This is a genomic window from Oxalobacter formigenes (genome assembly GCF_002127965.1).
Classification (GTDB): Bacteria; Pseudomonadota; Gammaproteobacteria; order Burkholderiales; family Burkholderiaceae_D; genus Oxalobacter; species Oxalobacter formigenes.
In genome coordinates this window covers 1866142-1888020 of the sequence record NZ_CP018787.1, presented here as the reverse complement: position 1 = coordinate 1888020, position 21879 = coordinate 1866142, and the positions used below count along the sequence as shown (strand labels likewise).

General features: G+C 50.6%; 13 protein-coding genes. 4 read left to right on the top strand and 9 right to left on the bottom strand.

Translation table 11 applies throughout. The features are described 5' to 3' along the window. Positions 1–11: 11 nt before the first annotated feature. From BRW83_RS09055 to BRW83_RS09035, 5 genes are all read right to left on the bottom strand, one after another. Complete coding sequence (locus BRW83_RS09055; RefSeq protein WP_005879919.1) at positions 12–3110, bottom strand: MdtB/MuxB family multidrug efflux RND transporter permease subunit; 3099 nt, start codon at positions 3108–3110, stop codon at positions 12–14. A 21-nt stretch (positions 3111–3131) separates the two neighbouring features. Beyond that, positions 3132–4424, bottom strand: a complete 1293-nt coding sequence (locus tag BRW83_RS09050) for an MdtA/MuxA family multidrug efflux RND transporter periplasmic adaptor subunit (protein WP_005879921.1) — start codon at positions 4422–4424, stop codon at positions 3132–3134. Positions 4425–5170: 746 nt separating this feature from the next. Continuing rightward, a complete protein-coding gene (locus BRW83_RS09045) occupies positions 5171–7075 on the bottom strand; it encodes an autotransporter outer membrane beta-barrel domain-containing protein (protein ID WP_050757690.1) in 1905 nt (634 codons plus the stop codon). Positions 7076–7092: 17 nt separating this feature from the next. Beyond that, positions 7093–8514 carry a S8 family peptidase gene (locus BRW83_RS09040; protein ID WP_036602658.1) on the bottom strand — a complete coding sequence of 474 codons (1422 nt, stop codon included), beginning with the start codon at positions 8512–8514 and terminating at the stop codon, positions 7093–7095. Positions 8515–8818: 304 nt separating this feature from the next. Next, positions 8819–10204, bottom strand: coding sequence for an FAD-dependent oxidoreductase (locus BRW83_RS09035; RefSeq protein WP_005879925.1), 1386 nt, complete (start codon positions 10202–10204; stop codon positions 8819–8821). A gap of 299 nt (positions 10205–10503) precedes the next feature. Between BRW83_RS09035 and BRW83_RS09030 the strand changes: the two genes are divergently transcribed. Further along, on the top strand, positions 10504–16545 hold the full coding sequence (locus tag BRW83_RS09030) for a DUF3320 domain-containing protein (RefSeq protein WP_196793272.1): 6042 nt from the start codon (positions 10504–10506) through the stop codon (positions 16543–16545). Positions 16546–16617: 72 nt separating this feature from the next. Here the strand turns inward: BRW83_RS09030 and BRW83_RS09025 are convergent, their stop codons facing one another. After that, a complete protein-coding gene (locus BRW83_RS09025) occupies positions 16618–17073 on the bottom strand; it encodes a pyridoxamine 5'-phosphate oxidase family protein (protein ID WP_036602661.1) in 456 nt (151 codons plus the stop codon). An 11-nt stretch (positions 17074–17084) separates the two neighbouring features. Further along, positions 17085–17753, bottom strand: a complete 669-nt coding sequence (locus tag BRW83_RS09020) for an NAD(P)-dependent oxidoreductase (RefSeq protein WP_231284462.1) — start codon at positions 17751–17753, stop codon at positions 17085–17087. A gap of 241 nt (positions 17754–17994) precedes the next feature. On the opposite strand from BRW83_RS09020, the gene BRW83_RS09015 reads away from it, so the two are divergent. The 3 genes from BRW83_RS09015 (at position 17995) to BRW83_RS09005 (ending at position 20038) form a co-directional block, all read left to right on the top strand. After that, a complete protein-coding gene (locus tag BRW83_RS09015) occupies positions 17995–18372 on the top strand; it encodes a DUF1622 domain-containing protein (RefSeq protein WP_036602664.1) in 378 nt (125 codons plus the stop codon). 188 nt (positions 18373–18560) lie between these two features. Next, a complete protein-coding gene (locus BRW83_RS09010) occupies positions 18561–18785 on the top strand; it encodes a helix-turn-helix domain-containing protein (protein WP_005879938.1) in 225 nt (74 codons plus the stop codon). Further along, complete coding sequence (locus tag BRW83_RS09005; protein ID WP_005879940.1) at positions 18782–20038, top strand: type II toxin-antitoxin system HipA family toxin; 1257 nt, start codon at positions 18782–18784, stop codon at positions 20036–20038. The genes BRW83_RS09010 and BRW83_RS09005 overlap by 4 nt, the downstream gene beginning before the upstream one ends. Before the next feature lie 8 nt (positions 20039–20046). On the opposite strand, the gene BRW83_RS09000 is transcribed toward BRW83_RS09005, so the two are convergent. Together BRW83_RS09000 and BRW83_RS08995 are read right to left on the bottom strand one after the other, a co-directional pair. Beyond that, positions 20047–20922: a hypothetical protein gene (locus BRW83_RS09000; RefSeq protein WP_005879942.1), complete on the bottom strand. Its 876-nt coding sequence runs from the start codon at positions 20920–20922 to the stop codon at positions 20047–20049. 56 nt (positions 20923–20978) lie between these two features. Beyond that, entirely contained in the window at positions 20979–21845 is an 867-nt protein-coding gene (locus BRW83_RS08995) for a hypothetical protein (RefSeq protein ID WP_005879944.1), read from the bottom strand. Positions 21846–21879 lie beyond the last annotated feature (34 nt).

Below are 21879 nucleotides of genomic sequence, written 5' to 3'. Positions count from 1 at the left end.
GGTTTCTCCCGTCAGTCTTCGGCAGAACCGGTGAGTGCGTCACGGTGGCGCTCGACGCGCCGTGCCAGCCGGTCGAAATACAGATAGATAACCGGGGTTGTGAAGAGCGTCAGTACCTGCGAGACCAGCAGGCCGCCGACCATCGTGATGCCGAGCGGGTTGCGGATTTCGGAACCGATACCCATCGCAAACATGAGCGGCAAGGCACCCAGCAGGGCGGCCATCGTCGTCATCATGATCGGGCGGAAACGCAAGAGACAGGCCTGATAAATGGCTTCGCGGGGCGACATGCCCTGCTCGCGTTCGGCAACCAGCGCGAAGTCGATCATCATGATGGCGTTTTTCTTGACGATGCCGATCAAAAGGATGATGCCGATGATGGCGATGACGGACAAATCCTTGCCGAACAGCATCAGGGCCAGCAGCGCACCGATACCGGCGGACGGCAGGGTGGACAGGATCGTGATCGGGTGGATATAGCTTTCATACAGGATGCCGAGCACGATGTACATCGTGACGATGGCGGCGAGGATCAGCCAGAGCGTCGAGGAAAGGGACGACTGGAAAGCCATCGCCGCACCCTGGAATTGTGTCTGGATACTGGCAGGCATGCCCATTTCCATTTCCGTTTCCGCGATGGCGTCTACCGCTTCGGAAAGCGACGCGCCTTTGGCGAGGTTGAAGGAAACGGTTGCCGTCGGGAACTGGCCCAGATGGTTGATGGCGAGGATGGCCGGACGCTGCTCGATCGTGACCATCGTATCCAGCGGAACCGGGGTACCGCTGGACGTCCTGACGTAGATGCCCCGGATGGCGGACGGGTCGAGCCGGTCGTCCGGCTGGACTTCGAGCACGACGCGGTACTGGTTCGTCTGGGTGTAAATGGTCGAAACGAGCCGCTGGCCGAAGGCGTTATAAAGAGCGTTCGTGATGTCCGCCGTCGTCACGCCCAGCCGGGAAGCGGTATCGCGGTTGATGTTGACGTAAGCCTGCAAGCCGTTTTCCTGCAAGTCGCTGGCGACGTCGGTCAGCTCGGGGATTTGCCTTAACTGTTCGACGAGCTTTGGCGTCCATTCGGACAGGTCTTTCTGGCTGTTGGCCTGCAGGGTGAACTGGTATTGTGTGCGGGATGAACGGCTGTCGATACTGATGTCCTGAACCGGTTGCAGGTAAAGCGTCATGCCCGGAATGTCGGCGACGGTATCCTGAAGGCGGTTCATGACGGTATTGATGTCTTCGCGTTCGCTCTTCGGTTTCAGGTTGATCAACATTTTGCCGTTGTTCGGGGCGGCATTCGTGCCGTCAACGCCGATGAAGGATGAGAGGGACAGGACGGCAGGGTCTTGCAGGATGCGGTCGGCAACCTGTTCCTGCCGGCGGGTCATCGCGTCAAACGAAATGGATTGCGTCGCTTCGGAAACACCCTGGATCACGCTCGTATCCTGAAGCGGGAAAAAGCCTTTCGGGATGACAATGTACAGGAGCGCCGTGACGACGATGGTGCCGACGGCGACCATCAGGGTCAGTTTCTGGCGGTCGAGCACCCAGTTCAGCCATTTGGCGTATTCGGCGATCACCCGGTCGAAGAAGTGGCCGCTGGCCCTGAAGAATGTGTTCTGGTTTTCTTCAGGAACGTGTTTCAACAGCCGCGCGCTCATCATCGGCGTCAGGGTCAGCGAAATGACGGCGGAAATCAGGATGGAGACAGCGAGCGTGACGGCGAATTCCCGGAAAAGCCGCCCGATCACGTCGCCCATGAAGAGCAGCGGGATCAGTACGGCGATCAGGGATACCGTCAGGGAAATGATCGTGAAGCCGATTTGCCTGGAGCCTTTCAGGGCGGCTTCCATCGGGTCGTCGCCCTCTTCGATGTAGCGGGCGATGTTTTCGATCATGACGATGGCGTCATCGACGACGAAGCCGGTGGCAATCGTCAGGGCCATCAGGGTCAGGTTGTTGATCGAGAACCCGAGCATATACATGACACCGAAGGTGCCAACGAGCGAAAGCGGTACGGCAACCGCCGGAATGATCGTCGCCGTCATGTTCCGCAGGAAGACGAACACGACCATGACGACCAGCGCGATGGCGAGCACCAGTTCGAACTCGACGTCTTCCACCGAGGCGCGAATAGTCGTCGTCCTGTCGGACAGGACTTTCACATCGACCGAGGCGGGCAGGCTGTTTTGCAGGGCGGGCAGGATTTCCTTGATCCGGTCGGCGACGGAGATGACATTGGCGCCCGGCTGACGCTGGACGGTCAGGATGACGGAGGGGGTATTGCCTGCCCATGCGGCAAGGCGCGCGTTTTCCGCACCGTCGAAAACGGTCGCCACGTCGGACAGGCGCACGGGCGCACCGTCGCGGTAGGCGATGATGATATTGGCGAATTCGGTTGCGGTTTTCAACTGGTCGTTGCCGTCGATGGTCGAGGCTTGCAACGGGCCGTCGAAGCTGCCTTTTGCCTGATTGACGTTGGCACCGACGACAGCAGTACGGACGTTTTCCAGCGTCAGGCCTTTGGCGGCGAGTGCTTTCGAGTTGGCCTGTATGCGTACGGCAGGACGCTGTCCGCCGCTGATGGAGACAAGGCCGACGCCCGGCACCTGCGACAGTTTTTGCGCCAGACGCGTATCGGCAAGGTCTTCGAGTTTCGTCATCGGCAGCGTCGGAGACGTGACGGCAATCGTCAGGATCGGCGTATCGGCCGGGTTGACCTTGTTATAGATCGGCGGGTTCGGCAAATCGGACGGAAGCAGGTTCGTTGCTCCGTTGATGGCTGCCTGCACTTCCTGTTCCGCCACGTCGAGCGTCAGGGAAAGGGAAAATTGCAGCGTGACGACGGAAACGCCGTTGGAACTGGAAGACGACATCTGTTCCAGCCCCGGCATCTGGCCGAACTGCCGTTCCAGCGGGGCGGTAATCGTCGAAGTGACGACTTCCGGACTCGCGCCGGGATAATAGGTGACGACCTGAATGGTCGGGTAATCGACTTCAGGGAGTGCCGCAACCGGCAGCATACGCCATGCGACGAGCCCCGAGAGCAGGATCGCGACCATGAAAAGGATGGTCGCGACCGGACGGAGAATAAACGGGCGGGAAGGATTCATGCCGGCCTCAGGCTTTCTGTGTTATTGCCGGGGTGCGGCAGTTCCGTTTCCGGCCTCGCCTCTTGTGGCGGCTGGGGCAGCTGTTTTTCCGGCTTCACCGTTTTCACCGGTTTTTGCTGGTGTTTCGGGTTTCTGTTCAGCCGGTTTTTTGCCTGCTTCGAGTGTGGCGGCTTCGGCGCTACGGTCGACAACCCTGATTTTCGAGCGGTCGCGCAGTTTGTCCAGCCCGTCTATCACGACGATCTGTCCCGGTTCGAGGCCTTCCTCGATAATGGTGTTTTCACCGGATGTGGCGCCTATTTTCACTTTCGTCAGCGAGACGGTCTGGTCTTCGTTGACCCGATAGACGTAATGGCCGAGCTTGCCCAGCTGGACGGCAACGGTCGGGATCGTGATGGCATTGGCTTGCGAGCCGAGATGCAGGCGCACGTTGACGAACTGGTTCGGGAAAAGCTCATGCTGTTTGTTGTCGAATTTCGATTTCAGGCTGATCGTGCCGGTATCGGTGCTCAGCTGGTTGTCGATGGCGAGGATCGTGCCTTCGGACAATTTGTTCCTGTTGTCCCTGTCCCATGCCTCGACCGTGAGGTTCGGGTTGGTCGCACGGGCTTTCAATACTTGCGAAAGATCGATTTCAGGTACGGCGAAAACGACGTTGATCGGCTGTTCCTGCGTGATGGTGACGATGCCGTTGGTATCGGTGGCGTGCACGATATTGCCGAGATCGACCTGTCTCAGGCCGACGCGGCCGGAAATCGGAGCGGTGATGCGGCTGTAGGTGAGTTGAAGTTTCGCGTTGTCGACCGCACCCTGATCGAGCCGGACGGTGCCTTCATACTGTTTGACGAGGGCGGCTTGCGTATCGACCTGCTGTTTGGCAATCGAATTCTGTTCCAGAAGCTGACGGTAGCGCTGCAAGTCGATTTTGGCGTTTTGAAGGAGGGCGGAATCGCGCATCAGCTGGCCTTCGGCCTGCAACAGGGCGGCCTTGTAAGGACGGGCGTCGAGTTCGGCCAGAAGCTGGCCTTCTTTCACAATCTGGCCTTCCTTGAAGTGTATTTTCATCAGCTGGCCGTCCACGCGGCTCCTGACGACGGCGGTATAGGTCGAATTGACGGTGCCGAGTGCATTGAGCTGCAAGGGTGCGTCTCCTTGCCGGACTGTCGAAACCCCGACGGCAACCACTCCGCCACGTTGCGGCGCTCCCCGGTTTTTGGCGACGATCCAGTAAATGCCCCAGATGACGAGCAGGGTGGCAAGAACGGCTATGGCAATGATGAGAAGGCGGCGGGATTTTTGTGTAAGACGAAGCATGTTTGCACCAGACGTGACTTTTAAAGGAAGTTTGTAACGGTAAAACGAAAAGCTTCTATGCGGTCGATGTATCTCCACTGTAAAAGGGTGGCCGGTCTGCAAACAGCTGACAGGTGTTTTTCAATCCGTCCATTAAACTGTATGTTTATGAAACGTTTGTTACGGAGCATTGTATGTCCACTTATTTCAGGCATTCAAGCGGGATTTTTCAATCTGTTACATAGTTTTACAAATTAGTCTTTCGACAACGAAAATACGTTAAAAAAAGCAGACACTTATACTGTTTTCGATCGTAAATATGTTCGGGATTGCAAAATGAAAAAGGCCCCGGAACATTTCGTGCCGGGCTACCGTTTTCCGCCTGAACCGGTGATCACCATCGCCGGTCTTTATCGGAAAACAGGTCAGATATAATGTTCAGGATAATTTGCGTCAGGTGATTCTGTCTTGTCAGGAGGATGAGGTTTTAATGTTGAATTTTATGTTCCGAAAACGGATAGACGGGGTTAAGGCGCAGATTCGGAAAGGAAACAGGTTCCTGCCGTTTCTTTGGCGAGTTCCCGCCAGGTATACAACAATCCCGAAGGGAAACATCCAAAGCGGGATTTTCAGGTGAGGAGGTTTCGTTCAGACGACCGGTTGGCTCATCAGGTCGTTTATGTTTTCTTGTCATCGTTATACTGCTGGCAGTGGGACGACCGTTGTTGCCTCCGGTTTTTGCGAGTTTTAAAAGAATGGAGCGGTTATCACTGGAACGGCCAGCTGACCCGTCCGAAGCCCCCGACTGACGTGCCGTGTCCGGGAGCGAATTCGGACGTGAGCTGGAAATCGAGTGTGGTGCCTTTGGATGACGTCAGCGACACGCCTGCCGAGGTGGAGACCGAAGACCGGGTGGCAAAGCGCACGTCGGTCGTGAAATCGCCATTCATTTCGATGAAACGGGCTTCGGTGTTCCCGGCATGGCTGAGCAATTCACGGTTATAGGCCAGCGTGGCATTGCCGCGCCATGTATAGCCTGCCGATGCCGTATCCTGTTCTGCTGTTTCGGCCTTGAGGCCGAAAACCGCCCGGAGAGACTGGTAAGTCTGTGAATCCGTTTTCAGGCGGGCGGCCTCTCCCTTGTCTTCCGAAATGGACGGCTGGTGCAGCAAGGCGTAATCGGCTCCGGCAAAAGGCAAAAGCGTGAACCGCTTGTCGCCGACAGGCAATTTGTATCCCACGTGCGCCACCGCTGTGCCGGAAAATTGTGTCCAGTCCGATTCGGCAGAACGATTGTACGATCCCGCGTGAATGCTGCGGTTCATGTCTGCCTTGAAGACGCCGAGCCGGGCCAGTCCGGAAAGCTGCCAGCCGTTCCATGTTGCAGGAGCGGCCGTACCGTGAACACCGGCCCAGAGGCCTTCACCCTCAATTTTTGCGTCGCCCGAACGGGTGGACTGGTGGAGTGCCGCCACGTGCACCCCGGCTGTCGTCCCCTTGTTCGTCATTTCCGCCCCGGCGATCATGCCGGTATAGTTGCTGCGGTATCCCTGATTGCCGTCATGGGCGTCGAGATGGCCGCCGAGAGGCATGGCAAAAACACGGTTGCCGTTATTGTCGGTGCCTTTGGATACGGAACGGGAGAGGACGGCTTGCGAAAGCTGGCGTTCCAGCGAGAGGGAAGCCAGCGCCGACTGGCCATAGGCTTGTGGAGACAGGGAAAGAAGGCTGTCGCGGACGGTGCTGCCATCGGGAGATGAAAAATCCAGGGCAGCGAAAAGGTTTTGGGTGTCCCCTCTGGCGTCAGCGGCATTGGCAGCGAGCACGCGTCCCAGAGAGGCACCACTGTTGTCAACAGCATGGCGGCTGTAGGCGTCAGCGGTGCGGTAGGGCGTGATGGAATAGGAGCCGCCGCTGTTGGTGATGTGCATGGAAAGGGTCGGCGAGTGGAGGCCGAGCTCCGGTGCAACGGATGATGTGGGCAGTGAACCGGACAGCGCTCCCGCAGAAACGAGATCCGCAAACGCAAAGGAAACGGGCGCGCTGTAGTAACCGGCTTGTGGAACCAGAGCCAGTGAACCGTCGATTTGTGCCTGATTGGTCACCACCAGCCGGTCGGTATGTCCGGCGGCATCGAATTCCATCATCAGCGTACCGGTTGAATGCTGGGTGTAGTTTCCGGTCGTCAGCGTACCGATGCTGTTGCCGGGATTGACGGTACCCCAGTTGGAGACGCTCTGGCTGATGGTGCCGTTTCCCTGAAGAGTCCCTTCAGGCAATACATAAACGTCACTGGCGGTGAGTTGTCCACCGGAAAGATCGGGTCGACGGGAAATCGACAGCGTACCTCCCTCGATGACTGTGGAGCCCGTATAGCTGTTGGTGCCGGTCAGATACAGGGTGCCTTCGCCGTTTTTCAACAGCCCGACGGAAGTCTGGTTTTTCATGGTATCGACATAATCGGGATATTTTTCAAGGAACTCGGGCATGATGAAATCGTGCCGGTTTTCATGCCAGAGTTCCTGCGAGATGTCGTTATTCCATGCCGAGACGTAACCCTTCGTATCCACGCCATAGAGCAGTTCCGTTTTGCCGGTATAGCCTTTGATTTTTTCGGAAGACAGGTCGGCAGGGCTCATGCGGTTGGCATTGAGCTGCGAGAGGCCGTCCACGGCTTTGCCTGCATCGACTATCCCCTGTCCGAAATCTGGTCGAAGGGGACCTTCTGGATGGAGCCGTAAAGCGTGCCATAGAGGGTGCCGTCGGAGAGGGTGATCTCATACGGATTATCTTCGGTCGCGAAAAATGCGGCGATGAACTCGTCGGGAGTCTTGATCCCGTAATACCCGTAAACCAGTGTCTCGTTTTCCTGATAATACTGCCGGAGGTAGGTTTCAAGGCGGGTTCTTTCCGGAGTGCCTGCCGAAGGGATGGCTACCGTCGTCTGATTGCGGTCCCAGTAGTTGTTCCCCTTATCCACGAGCTGGAGACGTATCTCCAATTTCGTGATCGGTTTGCCCGTACCGGAATCGGTCACTCTGTCTTCACCAATCGAGATGATGCTTTTCGGGGCGTTGAAACTCCTGTCGGCGGTGGAAAGCACCGTGTCGGCCATCTGCCGGGCGCTCATCCATGGAAAGGCCTGCTGGACCAGCCCCAGGGTTCCCGAAACGTATGGGGCCGCCATGGAGGTTCCGATGAGTTCCGTGTATCCGCCGGTAGCGTCCACGGAATTGATCCAGGTTCCCGGAGCAGCCAGCGTGTATTCTTCCGCGCCCATCGCCAGTTCCGAATAGGTCGGTATGGCAGAATCGGTCAGTACTTTGGTTTTTCCATCGCTTGCCATGGAGATCCGGCCGCCGGTGGAATCCAGCGCAACGACGCTGATCCAGTTGTCCAGATCCGGCAAAAAACTGCGGAACGAGGCCGGAGCCGAAGGCCCGCGGTGACCGGCGTTTCCGGCAGCGAAGACCATCAGCTTGTCCTGCTGTGCCAGGTTCTCCAGAAAGGAGTCGGCCCTGTAACCCGAAATGACGTCCCGCAATTCGGTCAGGGTCTTGGTTTTTTCCTCGTTGCTTTTGGCCGTAAAGAGCGCATCCAGAAAAAACAGGGAATCGCCCCAGCTGTTGTTGACGATCTTGACGTCCGGCCGCGCGAGCACCGCTTTGATCAGCTCTCCCATCGGGGATTCGTGCACGCCATCCAGAAAGGTTCCCATGGCGATCAGGTTGGCGTCGAAGGCTACCCCGTGCATGTTCCCGGGGATGTCGGCCCCGTCCCGGTTGGCGGCCATGATGCCTGCCACATGGCTGCCGTGGCCGTTTGTCACCCAGTCGTAGATATAGCCCTTGCAGGGAACCCAGACGATATCCTTGCCCTGAAATTCGAAATGTCCGCTGTTCACGCCTGTATCGAGAACGCCCAGAGTGATTCCCTTGCCTGTGTATCCTTTGGCATAGGCTTGTGATGCGTTGATGACCCAAAGCCCCGTGCTGTTACGGTATTCCTGTGTTTCGAAATCATTGGGCGTCAGGGCGTGTACCGGTCCGGCAATGAGCAAGGAGGCCAGTATGGCCAACAAACAGGTTTGCAGTCCTTTTCCGGCATTCATTGGCGTATATCCCCGCAATCAGGCTGTGTGATTTTCTCCATAAGAGGAAATTTTCGCATATTTCTTGCGGGAAAGACCGGTTTTGGGGAATCTTTTTCCAAATGACAGTTCGTTTTGGAAAACGTTAAGTCCTTCAGATACAAACTGTTATTTGTGGTGGACAGGAAGAGAAGGAGACGGAGAAGACGGTTTCATGTCATTTTCAAGGGGTTTTGCGTGACATGAAAGCGGGCACGACCCGGAAGGAAACACGGAAAAAATCCCGTGAATCCATAATCCGGTCCGGACAGGCGGCCGCAGCGCATCAGGCCATCGGCTGGCTCATCAAATCGTTCAATGCTTCACTCATGGAAGGATGCGTGAAGATGAAGTCGCGCAAAAAGGTATAAGGCTGGCCTGTTTTCATCGCCATTGCCACTACGTTGATGACTTCCGACGAATCCACGCAGAAGAGGGTGGCACCGAGTATTTTTCCCGTTTTTTTGTCGATGACGGCTTTCAACAGGCCGTCGGTCTGTTCCAGCGTATGGGCGCGTGGAACGGAAGCGGCTGGCAGACGGACGACGCCGACATCGATGCCCTGTTTCTTCGCGTCGTCTTCGCCCAGTCCGATACGGGATAGCGGCGGGTCGATGAAGACGGACCAGGCGAACGGTGCGCGGTCTTCGGTATTGCGGCGATGGTCGCCGAACAGGTCGTCCCGGATGATGCGATAGTCGTCCAGTGAAATGTAGGTGAATTGCGGGCCACCCTTGACGTCGCCAACAGCCCATACGTGCGGATTGGTCGTTTTCAAATGCGAATCGACGACAATGGCGCCACGGGAATCGGTTTCGATTCCGGCTGCACCGAGATTCAACGCAGCCGTTTCCGGGCGGCGTCCCGTCGCGAGCAGGACGGCGTCGGTCTCGATTTCGAAACTGTATCCGCTTTCGGTATCGTGGCAAGTCAATTTGACGGCACCGTCAACATCCCTGATGGCTTCCGTTTTGGCGTTCATGCGGAATTCGACGCCTTTCTTTTCCAGTACGGCCTTGACGGTTGCAGCCACGTCGCGGTCTTCTTTCGGGATGAAGTCGGCATGGTTGTCCAGCACGGTGACTTGCGAACCGAATCCGGCATACATGGAAGCGAATTCCAGCCCGATGTAACCGCCGCCGATGACGGCCAGCCGTTTCGGCAGCTGTTCCTGCTGCATGATGGTCGTGCTGGTATAGACGCGCTTGCTGTCTGTGACACCGTCGATGGCCGGGATGATGGAACGCGCACCGGTATTGATGAAGATATGCTCCGACGTGAGTTCCAGGGAATCGCCATTCGCCAGCTTGACGGACACGGCATTGCCGGAAATGAAGCTGGCTTCGCCGTCATGGACGGTGATGTTCGGGTTGTCTGCCAGATTGTGGTAATTCTTGTTGCGCAGCATGGCAGTCAGGACGTTTTTCCTGTCGATGGCCTGTGTGTAATGCCGTTTTTCAGCTGCCTTGTCGCCGTGTGTGAGGCATCCGGTTTCGTTGGCCTGATGAACGAGGGTCTTGGTCGGAATACAGCCGATATTGATACAGGTACCGCCGTACATTTTGTCGGAACGTTCGATCATGGCGACTTTCCAGTTCCGTTTGGCGAGATCGACGGCGAGCGTTTTGCCGCCTTTTCCGAATCCGATAATGATGGCATCGACTTTTTCCATTTTGCTTTCCTCTTCTTTTTCTTGTTCAACGCATTGGCGCGTTATGTGACAGGAATGCCATGCTGGCATGTTTTGGCAAAGGCGGTTTTAACCTGAGTCAGCAACAAGTTTAACCCGGTATGGGATTTCCTGCAGGAAAGGGCTGATTTTTGAAGAGGCTGTTTTTTACCTGCCGTAAAAGTTTCATGACCTGATTCCGGATTGTTTCTATTTGTATAAAAGAAACATTTATATATGGAAAAATGAAAAACATTTTGTCCTTGTCGGGTAATGAATATAAGTAGAAAGTATCCTACAGAATGCCCAGTCATTCCGTGGGATTTTTTAATTCAAAATCTTTCAACTATAAACATATAGTGATAATTGATAAAATTACTTATAAAGAACATTTTCCAATGACATCAATTGGCTATGATGAATTGATAGACATCGAAAATATCAGCATAAAGAACTTCGATATAACAAAGAGAGTATTTATGGATATCAAGGCAAAAATAAGTGTTGTCACAAAAATTGGTTTTGCTTCACATCAAAATGCCGTGCCATTGTTACGGGAACTCTCTCTATATAACGAATCTGATAAAACTTATCAGGATTTAACATTATCCCTAACTGCGTCGCCAGAAATTATAGAAAGCAAAAATTGGAAAATTGACCGGCTATTGCCAGAATCGGTTGTTCATATTCATGAACAGGACCGGGATTTGAAGTTGAATGCAGAATGGTTAGCGAATTTGACAGAAAGTGTGCAGGGTGAACTTATTTTGCATCTTACTCAAGGGAACGAGACATTACTTTCCTCGCATTGTCCTCTTGAAATTCTGGCCAGGAATGAATGGGGCGGTTCTCCAATGGTTGAGTTGTTGCCAGCGTTTGTTATGCCAAATGATCCTGCTGTAGATCGACTGATCAAAACAACATCAGATGTGCTGCGTCGGGCAGGCAAAAATGATCAGTTAGATGGTTATACCAGTCAATCTCGAAGTCGTATCTGGGAATTGTGTTCGGCTCTCTGGACCGCAGTATGTAACCTTCGCCTCAGTTATGCTCTTCCACCGGCAAGTTTTGAAAGTGAAGGGCAAAAGGTACGCACTCCTACAGCAATTTTTGATGGTCTGGTTGCTACTTGCATTGATACCAGTTTGTTATTCGCTTCAGCGCTGGAACAGCTCCGTTTGAATCCGCTTTTAATACTGATAAAAGGGCATGCATTTGTCGGTTTGTGGTTGCAACCTCAGGAATTTTCACAACTTTTGACAGAAGATGTATCTGCAATACGCAAGCGCATTGATCTTAATGAAATGCTTGTATTTGAGACAACACTTGCTACTAGTGCACAGCCAGTTTCATTCAGTCAGGCTGTTGAGAATGCATCTCGATCTTTGACCGATGAAGATTTTCTTGTGGCTATCGACGTACAACGTGCCAGGATGCAAAAAATTAAACCGTTGTCAAGCAAAAGTCTTCCTTGTAAATCAGGGATTGAAGAAACTGAATCAGAAAACGTGTTGAATGCTTTTGAAGAAGCGCCTCTTTTACCTTCATTTGATGTTGAAGTAAGTGATGCTCCGGAAAATGATAAAGTCAATCGTCTTGAACATTGGCGACGCAAATTGCTCGATTTGACTACTCGAAACAGATTACTGCATTTGCCGAACGGCTCAAAAAGTATTCGTTTGATTTGTTCTGATCCGGCAAAACTTGAAGATAAACTGGCTGAAGGAAAGCGTATTCGAATCGTTCCTTTGCCTGATCTGGAAAGTAATGGACGTGATGCACTGCTTTATGAACAGCAAAATCATGAAAATTTGTATGAAGAATATTCACGACAAGCGCTTGAACGTAATGAAGTTGTTTCACTGACGGAACAAAGTCGTCTTGATGCACTATTGGTTGAGTTATATCGAAAATCAAAAAATGATCTCGAAGAAGGAGGGGCGAATACTCTCTTTTTAGCAGTAGGTTTTCTGAAATGGAAGAAAAAAGCAGATGATCCAAAAACTTATTCGGCCCCATTGATTTTACTTCCGGTTCAATTGGATAGAAAGAGTGTGGTAACAGGCATAACCATGCGTTTACTCGAAGAGGAACCGCGCTTTAATCTGACATTACTGGAACTATTACGTAACGATTTTGCCTTGACTATCAACGGATTGGATGGCGCACTCCCTGTCGATGAAAGTGGAATTAATGTAAATGGAATCTGGGATATTGTACGTCGGGCTGTACGAGATATGCCGGGTTTTGAAGTGACACGTGATGTGGCAATCGGTACATTTTCATTTGCCAAGTATCTGATGTGGAAAGATCTTAGTGATCGTTCTGAACAGTTAATGCAAAGTCCGTTGGTCAAGTATCTGCTTGAACGTGGACAGAAGGATGTCGATTTACCTGTTAACGGTAACTTTATTGGTACAAAAGAGCTTGATTCAAATATCAAAGTAAATGATTTATTCTTGCCGTTGCCAGCAGATTCTTCACAAATTGCTGCCATAGTAGCATCTGCAAAAGGGCGTGATTTTGTGCTGGATGGGCCGCCTGGAACAGGGAAATCTCAAACGATTGCCAATATGATTTCGCATAATCTTGCTTTGGGACGTCGTGTATTGTTTGTTGCGGGAAAGAAAGCAGCGTTGGATGTAGTATACCGCCGGTTGGAATCGAAAGGACTTGGGGAATTCTGCTTGGAATTACACTCCAATAAAACATCGAAGCTGGATTTTTTAAAACAGCTTGAAAGAGCCTGGGATACTCGCGATGCAATGTCTGCAACTGAATGGAAAGAAGAGACGCTAAAAGTACAGCATTTACGTGATAAGTTAAATGAGGTCGTTGAATTACTTCACCGACGTTGGCCTAATGGTTTGACGTTATATCAGGCGATTGGACGTGTTATCAAGGAAGCTGGCAAGGCAACACCACAATTAACATGGTCAGCGGGTATAAAACATAGTGCCGAGCAAATGGCACAATTTCGCGATATTGTGCGGCGCCTTGAACTGAACAAGGATATTGTCAGCCAGCATGGACTTTATTTTGCATTGATTAATCAATCGGATTGGACCAATGGCTGGCAATCGGCTATTTTTTCAGCAGCAAGACAGATTCTTCCAGCTATTGATTCGATAGATAAAGCTTCAAAAGCATTATTGGATGTCGTTCCAATTCCGTGCGATTCTGATAATACACAAAATTTGCAGGAAGTCGTGGAATTCTGTGAATTGCTTGCTACCACAAGTGGTTCAAATTTCAGTTTTATGTTTGAGTGCAATGTCGTTGATCGTATCGAAGCAGGAACGCGAGTTTTGGGATTGCTTGCAGAAATAGTTGAACTGGAGCAAAAGCTTTCCGTGATTTATCCGGAAAACAGTTGGGAACAAGTCGATATTCGCGGAGTCGAAATTGCATTGGCCGACGCAGCGAAAAAATTCTGGTTTTTTGCTGATTTTGCCCGAAAGAAAGTTATTGATACAGTCGTTCATCGGGCTTTGCTTGCTAAAACTCCAAATTTGGATATTGATATACCGCTTATTAAAAAGCTACAGGAAAAGACTTCACAATTAAAGGAATTATCCGAATTACTGACGGGTTTTCCGGGGTGGAATGGTTTATCAACAGATAAGGTAAAACTGGAAAAAACTATTACAGTAGCTAAAGAGATTCGAAACCGGATGCTTCGTTTCGTGTCGTTCCCACAGCAACTTGCCGAAGTTCGAAAAACGGTCAGGACATTGCTCATTGAGGCCAATGATTTATTGAATGATCAGGGACTTGTTAGATCTCTGACATACAATCTGAAACGGACATTATTATCATTTAATACACTAGAAAAAGAGTTTTTGACATTGCTGGGTCAATCTAAGAGCCCGTCTTCCAGACAGTCTCTTTATAAGTGCGCCGAAGAAATTATAAATAATCAGTCCAGTTTGAAAGCATGGTGTGATTGGTATCGAGTAAGTGAAGAAGCAATGGCACTTGGTCTTGAGCCGATAGTGGAAATTCTGGCGCAGCAATGCAATGATGACTTAATAATTGCTGAAATTTTTGAAACTGCGTATTGCCGCTGGTTTGCTTCCTGGGTAATCGATTCAGAACCGGTATTACATAATTTTGTTCCTGCAGAACATATGAGTGATATTGAGATATATCGTCAACAAATTGATAAATTGTCAGCGTTATCTGTGAGATATATTCGTGCGCGATTGTGTGAAATGATTCCGGCTAAAAAAGATATCAGTAAACAGGGTGGACTTGCACTTCTCAAACATGAACTGCAAAAATCACGTCGCCATAAACCGGTGCGTCAAATGGTATACGAAATGGGTGATACCATGTCAAAACTGGCTCCATGTATGCTGATGAGCCCACTGTCTGTCGCACAGTTCCTGCCCGCTGAACTCGCTCTTTTTGATCTGGTTATTTTCGATGAAGCTTCCCAAATTGCGCCCTGGGACGCTATTGGTGTTATTGCAAGGGGTAAACAGGTTGTGGTCGCGGGCGATCCCCGTCAAATGCCGCCTACCAGTTTTTTTGATCGTGGGGCTGGCGATGTCGATGACGATACTGAAGAAGATATGGAAAGTATTCTGGATGAATGTCTTGCTGCGGGAATGTATAACCATAGTTTGAACTGGCACTACAGGAGCCGTCATGAGAGTCTGATTACTTTTTCTAATCGGCGTTATTATGATAGCAATCTCATTACATTTCCGGCTGCAAAAAAGAAAAACAGTGCAGTTGAATGGCGGAATGTCAAAGGAATATATGCGAGAGGAAAGGGACGTCACAATCAGATTGAAGCTGAATCTATGGTTTCCGAAACGATGAAACGCTTGCTTGATAAACACTCAAGTAAATCCATTGGAATCATAACGCTTAATGTCGAACAACAAAAACTGGTTAATGATTTACTGGACCGTGAGCGACAACGACATCCGGAAATAGAAACTTTTTTCCAGCAAGAACAGGAAGAACCGGTCGTGGTCAAAAATCTGGAAACGGTTCAGGGGGATGAACGAGATGTGATTATGCTGGGAATTGGTTTTGGGCCAACTGAAGCGGAATCGAAGACCATGTCAATGGATTTCGGTCCATTAAATCGTGATGGCGGGTGGCGTCGGTTGAATGTTGCGGTTACCCGTGCTCGTCAGGAAATGCTGGTATTCAGTTCGTTTGATTCGTCAATGATTGATCTTAATCGTACTCATGCGCGTGCAGTAGCTGATCTGAAACTCTTTATTGAATTTGCTCGACGGGGTCCTCTTGCGTTGGCTCAAGAAGTTCGAGGATCTGTTGGGACTTATGATTCCCCATTCGAGGAAGCCGTTGCAGATGGATTGCGCCGTAAAGGCTGGGAAGTCGTTCCACAAATCGGGGTTTCCCGTTTTCGTATTGATTTGGGTATTGTTCATCCAGACAGACCAGGTGATTATCTGGTCGGAATTGAGTGTGATGGCGCTACTTACCACAGTGCTGCAACAGCACGTGATCGGGATAAGGTTCGTAGCGTAATTCTGGAAAGTCTTGGATGGAAATTATTGCGTTTATGGTCTACTGAATGGTGGATTGACAAAGAGAGTGCATTAGAACGATTGCATAACGCTATTGACGAAATACTTGAAAATTCCCGTAAAGAAGATAAATTAAAAATTTCTTGTTTACCTGAACCGGAATTCATTACTTCTGTTATTGGTGTGAAACAAAATCTCGATATTCCTAAAAATAGTTTACTCTTGCATACGGTCAATCATGATAGCCAATCGGAAGTTAAACATGATGTTTCTGAAAAACATGATTCTTTGATTCAGTTCGCTTCTTCAGAGTCCGCTTCAAATAATCCAGAACCTTCTCTACCGGGAAAGTATCAAGTAAGTGATTTTGATAAATGGTGTCTGAAATCTGATCCTTCACTTTTTTATACACCAACTCCTGAATACGAACAGTTTTTGAAAGAATTCGTTCATGAAATACTGATTGCTGAAGCACCTATTCTGGATGCTACTCTTTTTCAAAGAATGGCAAAGGTTCATGGTTTTAATAAGGCTGGCAGGGTTATTCGGGAACGAGTGCTAAAAATAGTGCATCAGTATTATTATCTGGGAGAAGATAAAGCAGGAGGTAATTTTGTCTGGCTTTCAGAGGCACAACGTCTTAACTGGAATACATATCGGCTGCCTGTGAGTGAAAATGATATTCGCATGGTAGATACTATTGCAAGCGAAGAATTACAGGCACTTTCAACTTTTGTGAAAAGTGAAGATAAAATTTCTGAAATGATTAAAATTCTAGGAATTAAACGTGTAACCAGCCAGGCACGAAAAAGACTGGAATCAATTCTTTAATACATGTCATTTTCAAAGAGCATCTCTAAAAGCGGAATGAACAATTCATTCCGCTTTTAACGCTTTTTTAGTTTATTTCCGGTTTTCCAGTACGCTTGGATCGGGCGCAACCGGCAGGTCTTCCTTGTCGAAATCATAAGTGTTTTCGATGGGAAGGGTCTCGGACAGGTCGTAGTACACCATCCGTCCGGCGACAAAGCGCAGGTAGGCCAGTTCCTTGTAACTGGTATAGAGGCGCTGGAGCAACTTGCTCTCGTTATAAATGTCGCGGCAGGTTTCGTCGGGAACGTCGAAATGGACTTTTCCTTCCAGACGGACGGATATGCCGCCTTTCCATGCGAGCGCCTCGGCGCGGTTGTTGTCCTGCAACTGGGCATAGGTTTCCGACAGGGGGGAAACGGCGAAGTACAGGGTATGTCCTTCCGTTTTCATCAATTCGAGGACGCGGACTTTCGGGTTGTGGTGCTTGTCGCAGGTGGCGAATGCCATGTCTTCCTGTTTTTCCAGAAAATGGAATGCTTTTTTCATGAGGGTGCCTTTCAATATCCGATGGTGAAACGTTCGTTATGGTGAACCGGCGCATCGATTTCATCCATGAGGGCGCTGGCATAATCCCCGCTGGAAATCAGGCTGAAGCCGTCCGGATTGACGATCAGGTCGTTTTCGCCGAGCCGGTAAGACCCTGTCAGGGGGGCGGGGACGATGTCTGCCGCCGGTGAAAAATAAACCCAGTCGATATCGTGTTCGTGTTTCAAAACATCCAGATAAAAACCGCCCAGCATGCGGATGCCGGAGGCTTCGTCACCCGATATGGCGCCGGTATCCATGAGCATGATGCCCGGCTCGACGTACAAGGTCCCTGCTTCGCCGACGAAGAGGATTCTCGGGACGCCCGCTTCCTTGACGCCTTCCAGTATGAACGGGTAAAGCTTGAGGACGGAATCGAAAAGGTCCGGTTGCTCGAAAGCAGGATTGTGAGAGACGATGACGGCGTCGGCTTTTCTGACCAGTTCACTGACACGATCGACGGAATAGACGTCCGTCTGGATGATCGTCAGGTTCGGGTTTTTGATGGGAATCCGGTCGGGAAAAGGATCGACGGCAATCACTTCGTGATTGCGCCTCAATGCCTCTTCGATAATGGGACGGCCGATCATTCCGCCGCCTCCGAAAATGACCAGTCTCATATTGGGTTTGTCCAGTCGCATGGTATTGGCTCGCTTGCAGGTGAATATCCGGATTTCTCTTGGAGTGTCCGGAAAAGGATTGGTTCCTGAATGATAAGAGGCTGATCGGTCTGGCCGCTTGAGATGGATTAAAGATGAGTTTTGAACCGAATGTCTGTTCCGGATTAAAGCAGGCGCAAGCTTGTTCAGGTAAAAGTGGGATCGGGTGAATTTATCGGAATCTGCGGTTTCGGGATAAAAACGGCTGGTGGAAGAGGGTGAAATGGATATCGTGTTTTTGAAAGAAGGTCTGGTTTATGTAGTGGGCATTTTGCAGTTTGTGCTTGAAACTGCCTCGGTCATTTGCGTGCTCATCGGTTTTGTCAAAACGGTTTACGTCGGCATCCGGTCACGTCAGGAGTTTGTCATCAATACCGAAGTCAAGCTCACTTTCGGACGCTGGCTTGCCATGGCGCTGGAATTCCAGCTCGCGGCCGATATCCTGAACACGACGGTCGATCCCGATATCGAGGGGCTCATCAAACTGTTCGGAATCGCGCTGATCCGGACTTTCCTGAATTACTTCCTGACGAAAGAAATCGAGATGCAGGCGAAACCGGAAGAGGGTTCGGGTTTGCCTTCTGTTTCGGCGGAAAAATGAAGGAGTGACATCAAGGCGCTATTTTTGGGGTTCTTTTCATTGAGCGCATCCGTTAAGCCATTTTTGAATAATCCCGAACGGGATTATTTTTGTGGAGAATAACTCTTTAGTGAATAAATAAACCCGATCGGTACTTTTTTGGATAATTTATTTATTTTTATGATAATATCATCCCGAAAGGGACGAAAATGACTTCAGTTCAAAATCATATTGCACTTGGCAATCTTGTTCGTATCGAACGGAAGCGTCAGAAGTTGACACAGGAGCAACTGGCTGCGCTTGCCGGTGTGGGTGTCCGGTTTTTACGTGAGCTGGAAAAAGGAAAGGACAGTTGTCGAATCGGTCTTGCGTTTTCTGTCATGCAAACCCTTGGGTTGTCTGTGGATGTTTCCGGAAGAGGAGACGAAAAATGAGTCGCATTCTTGATGTTTACCTTCATGAAAAGATGGCGGGTACGCTGGCGCAAAATGAGAATGGCCAACTTGTTTTCAAATATAACAGTAATTATCTGGATTCAAACGGGATGGCAATTTCAGTATCGATGCCTTTACGTGATGAGCCTTACCCGGACAGGATCGCTCGTCCGTACTTTGCCGGTTTGTTGCCGGACGAACGTGCGCGACGTCGTCTTGCGGCTGTGTTGGGTGTTTCTGATGAAAATGTTTTCGGTTTGCTGGAGATAATCGGTGGTGAATGTGCAGGTGCACTTTCCCTGTTACCGCAAGGACAACCGTTGCCCGATTTTTCTACCGGAACTGTCGAGGTACTCGACGGGAAACGTCTTGCTGAACTGCTGGACCTGTTACGGCAAAAACCATTGCTTGGAGGTGTGGAAGGAATTCGCTTATCTCTTGCCGGGGCACAGGATAAACTGGCCGTTTGTTTCATTGACGGGCAAATTTTTTTGCCCAAAAACGGACTTCCGACCACACATATTCTCAAACCTTTTATCGAAGGATTGAGCGGAACGGTTGAAAACGAGGTTTTCTGTATGATGCTGGCGGGGCGCGTGGGATTGGATGCGCCTGTCGTTTCCAAAGGCATGGCAGGAAATACCGGATTCATTCTTGTTGAACGTTATGACCGTGTGCGCGAAGAGAATGGCAGGATTTTACGCTTGCATCAGGAAGATTTCTGTCAGGCTCTGGGTGTGCCGCCGGAAATTAAATATGAATCGGAAGGTGGGCCGGGAATAGCCAGTTCACAGGCGTTGATCCAGAATGTAACGCAGAGGCCGGCTGCCGATCGTCGTGCTTTTCAGCAAAGGGTGATTTTTCATTATCTGGTGGGAAACGCGGATGCTCATGCCAAAAATTATTCCCTGCTATATCAGGGCAAGACGCCCGTTCTGGCTCCGGTTTACGATGTCGTATGTACAGATGTATATTCTCTTGCAAAGAATATGGCCATGAAAATTGGTGAGCGCTCTCTGCCAGATACCATACGATTGGAAGACTGGCAAAAAATGGTACCGGACACCCGGGTGGCAAAAAGGATATTGTCTGATGATTTATTACGAATGGCGAATGGTATAGAAATCGAAGCGGACAGGCTTCTGGAAGAATTGAACGACCAAAATCTTTATCATCCGGTGTTGAAAAAAATCAGGAGAACGATCGGTGTCCGGGTGCGAACGATTCAAAAGCTTATGGAAAAAATTGCCTGAAAACCACTTTATCGAAGTAAGGGATAGCAATCGGTCAGAAAGCCGAGTTTGTCGAACAGGAAGCGAGCTTTTCGGGTTTTGATTAAGGTGTCGGGGTTTTCTTTCAGGTAGCCTTCCCCGACTGTCTGGTTGAAATGAAGGGTCAGGCGCGAGAGGTGAGCGCCATTTTCCCTGTTTCTCTGGTAACGGGCGTATGCGGTTTGGCGTATGTAGTCGGGATCGGCAGAGTCTGTCCAGCGGGCGGCATCAGCGGGCAGGGCTTTCGTGTTATCGGGCAGGATACCGGTTGTGACCCATTGCTGCAGGGATGGAAGCGACAGGCCGGAGTGGTGGCGATTCAAACGTTCTGGCAGGATGAGTCCCTTGCGTTCCGGAAAAGGATACTCTTCTTCAGTGGAACCGGATTCCATCGTTTTTTCCAGCGAGTTGATGAAGGAAAGCCGCTCGCATTCTTCATATTTTTCCTTATCGATATCAACGGGGGGAGCTTCTTTGTATAGTGCTTCCCATACAAGACTGTAAAAAAGGTGGGCGGTCGGGACGTTAAGGGGGATGGCAAAGGAGGGGAAAATCCATTCGAGCTTGTCAGAACGGGTTGCCAGATAGAAGGCGAGGGTATTTCTGATTTTTTCCTGACTGGCGGGGGTATAACGATAAAAATCGGGGAGTATCCAGCTCCGGATCAGCTCGCGGATAGCCTCAGGATCTGAAAACTCCCTTTCTGAAAAGTGCCCGGTTTCCTGATCTGTAAGCATGGTCAGATCGTCGAGAATGTCGCCCAGAAATTCCCAATGGACATATCGGATGCCGGGCCGGGGTTTCGGGGGTGGCCAGTCAATCCAGAGGATCAGCTTGTCGTACCAGTCTTTTATCAGGCCGAACATGGCTTTTCAGGATGTTATCCTGCTGTATCAGAAGAGACAGCCGGACGGTTGTCTCTTTATTTCAGAATCGGATAGTTGGCGAGCAGGTTGCCGAGTTTGTCGAACAGAAAACGTGCCCGTCTTGTCTTGACCGGTTTGGTCGTTCCTGCAAAAAAGCCGATGCCGATGTCTTTATCGAAGGTCAGCGTCAGCCGGTCGACGTACAGGCCGTTTTCCTGCAATTCTCCGAACTGTTTCAGTGCCCGTTCGTTACCCCGGTTCATGTCGTACCAGTCGAGCCATTTGGTCGCGTCCGATATGAGGCCGGGGATATTGTTCGGACGGATGCCTGTCAATGCCCATCGCTGGATTTCTTCCAGCGACCTGTCCGGGGTGTACCACTCGATCAGGTCTTTCTTGACGGTGCCGATGCGTTCAGGATTGGAATAGTACGAGGTATCGGACCAGTCGGGACGTTCGGCCATTTTGTAGAGCGAATTGATGAATTCGGGGCTGGTGTCTTCCTCGTATTCGTTCGGGTCGATCGGGTCGGGGAAGTCGGAGAGGAAGAATTCCTGCCAGATAACGGTATAGAGTTGTCTGGACGATTCTACCCGGATCGGTATCTGGAACGCGTTGACGATGCTGTCGAGTTCCTTTTCCGGCTGATGCAGGTACCAGGCAAGCGTGTCGCGAATGCGTTCCTTGCTTTCTTCCGTGAACAGGAAAAAGTCGGGCATGATCCACGGTTGCAGGAAAAAGCGCAGGGCGACGGTACTGGATAAATCCCGGTTGGCAAATTCGATGATTTCCTCATCGGTCGGCAGGATGAGCTCGCCTAAAATGTCGCCCATGAAGCCCCAGTAATATTTTTTCTTTCCGTCTTTTTTCTTCAGTGCCGCCTTATAGGCTTTCATGAAGTCGAATATCGTCGTTTTTCCCATGATGGATCGTCCTGTTTTTATTGTGCCGGTCTTA